Below are 2500 nucleotides of genomic sequence, written 5' to 3' on the forward strand. Positions count from 1 at the left end.
TGGTTGCGGGGGCAGGATTTGAACCTGCGGCCTTCAGGTTATGAGCCTGACGAGCTACCGGGCTGCTCCACCCCGCGGAAGGTTATGGGGTACTGAGTTTGTTGGGAGAAGATGTTTGTTTGTTTGCGCTTAGCAGACCTGGCAGCGACCGACTCTCCCGCGTCTTAAGACGAAGTACCATAGGCGCTGGGGCGTTTCACGGCCGTGTTCGGAATGGGAACGGGTGCGGCCACCCCGCCAGAACCACCAGGTCGGCTAAGGGCAAACGAAACGAGAAGCTGGATTTTGTGATCGGACATGGGTCGAGCGGTAAGCAGCATATGCTTTCGGGCTCGACGGATGCTGGATTTGAACACGTCTTTGGAATGCTTGCTTCACACCTGTGACCCAGACCCTTTGGTCTGGCAAGCGCAAGAACAAAACATGCGATCGAGCCGGCGAAGGCTTTGCGCCTTCACCTTAGCGATGAGCATGGGCAATGGGAACGATCAAGTTCGATCGAACGATTAGTACCGGTAAGCTTCATGCATTACTGCACGTCCACACCCGGCCTATCAACGTGGTCGTCTTCCACGGTTCTCAAGGGAATACTCGTTTTCAGGGGGGTTTCCCGCTTAGATGCCTTCAGCGGTTATCCCGTCCATATATAGCTACCCTGCTATGCCCTTGGCAGGACAACAGGTCCACCAGAGATATGTCCATCCCGGTCCTCTCGTACTAGGGACAGATCCTGTCAATATTCCAACACCCACGGCAGATAGGGACCGAACTGTCTCACGACGTTCTGAACCCAGCTCACGTACCGCTTTAATTGGCGAACAGCCAAACCCTTGGGACCTGCTCCAGCCCCAGGATGCGATGAGCCGACATCGAGGTGCCAAACAACCCCGTCGATATGGACTCTTGGGGGTCATCAGCCTGTTATCCCCGGCGTACCTTTTATCCGTTGAGCGATGGCCCTTCCACGCGGGACCACCGGATCACTATGACCGACTTTCGTCTCTGCTCGACTTGTCAGTCTCGCAGTCAGGCGGGCTTATGCCATTGCACTCGACGAACGATTTCCGACCGTTCTGAGCCCACCATCGCGCGCCTCCGTTACTCTTTCGGAGGCGACCGCCCCAGTCAAACTACCCACCATACACTGTCCCGGATCCGGATAACGGACCGCGGTTAGACATCCATGACGATAAGGGTGGTATTTCAAGGATGGCTCCACGAGAACTGGCGTCCCCGCTTCAAAGCCTACCACCTATCCTACACATGCCGACACGAATGCCAGTGTAAAGCTATAGTAAAGGTGCACGGGGTCTTTCCGTCTGACCGCAGGAACCCCGCATCTTCACGGGGAATTCAATTTCACTGAGTCTATGCTGGAGACAGCGGGGAAGTCGTTACGCCATTCGTGCAGGTCGGAACTTACCCGACAAGGAATTTCGCTACCTTAGGACCGTTATAGTTACGGCCGCCGTTTACTGGGGCTTCAGTTCAAAGCTTGCACCTCTCCCTTTAACCTTCCAGCACCGGGCAGGCGTCAGGCCCTATACGTCGTCTTAAAGACTTCGCAGAGCCCTGTGTTTTTGATAAACAGTCGCTACCCCCTGGTCTGTGCCACCCCATCCTACTTGCGTAGAAAAGGGTCACGCTTCTTCCGAAGTTACGCGTGCAATTTGCCGAGTTCCTTCAGCATAGTTCTCTCAAGCGCCTTGGTATGCTCTACCTGACCACCTGTGTCGGTTTCGGGTACGGTCTATACGGTGGGGCTATTTCCTGGAACCGCTTCCCCGCCCTGACAATCCAATAAGTCAGAACAAGTTACGCAATCCGTCACTTCCCACCAGGCCCACGAATATTAACGTGGTTCCCATCGACTACGCGTTTCCGCCTCGCCTTAGGGGCCGGCTAACCCTGCTCAGATTAACTTTAAGCAGGAACCCTTGGTCTTTCGGCGAGAGGGTCTCTCACCCTCTTTATCGTTACTCATGTCAACATTCGCACTTCCGATACCTCCAGGAGCCCTCACGGGTCTCCCTTCACAGGCTTACGGAACGCTCCGCTACCACGTAATCCCTAAGGATCACATCCTCAGCTTCGGTGCATGGCTTTAGCCCCGTTACATTTTCGGCGCAAAGACCCTTAATTAGACCAGTGAGCTGTTACGCTTTCTTTAAATGATGGCTGCTTCTAAGCCAACATCCTGGTTGTTTTGGGATCCTCACATCCTTTCCCACTTAGCCATGACTTGGGGACCTTAGCTGGAGGTCAGGGTTGTTGCCCTCTTCACGACGGACGTTAGCACCCGCCGTGTGTCTGCCGATTAGTACTCTCAGGTATTCGGAGTTTGATTAGGATCAGTAAGACGGTGAGTCCCCATAGCCCATTCAGTGCTCTACCCCCTGAGGTATTCGATCGACGCACTACCTAAATAGTTTTCGCGGAGAACCAGCTATCTCCGAGTTTGATTGGCCTTTCACCCCTAGCCACAAGTCATCCCAATCTA

The 2500-nt window shown here is 54.3% G+C and carries 1 tRNA gene and 2 rRNA genes (1 of these 3 cut by a window edge); all 3 read right to left on the reverse strand.

Going from position 1 to position 2500, the window contains the following annotated elements:
• Positions 1-77 (reverse strand) — tRNA-Met (locus tag C8J36_RS24580).
• Between the two features lie 59 nt (positions 78-136).
• Positions 137-251: ribosomal RNA gene (rrf, locus tag C8J36_RS24585) — 5S ribosomal RNA — on the reverse strand.
• Between the two features lie 233 nt (positions 252-484).
• Positions 485-2500, reverse strand: a 23S ribosomal RNA gene (locus C8J36_RS24590) (it continues 873 nt past the right edge of the window).

Origin of the sequence: Rhizobium sp. PP-F2F-G48 (assembly GCF_004342335.1) — a bacterium.
Lineage (GTDB): Bacteria > Pseudomonadota > Alphaproteobacteria > Rhizobiales > Rhizobiaceae > Ferranicluibacter.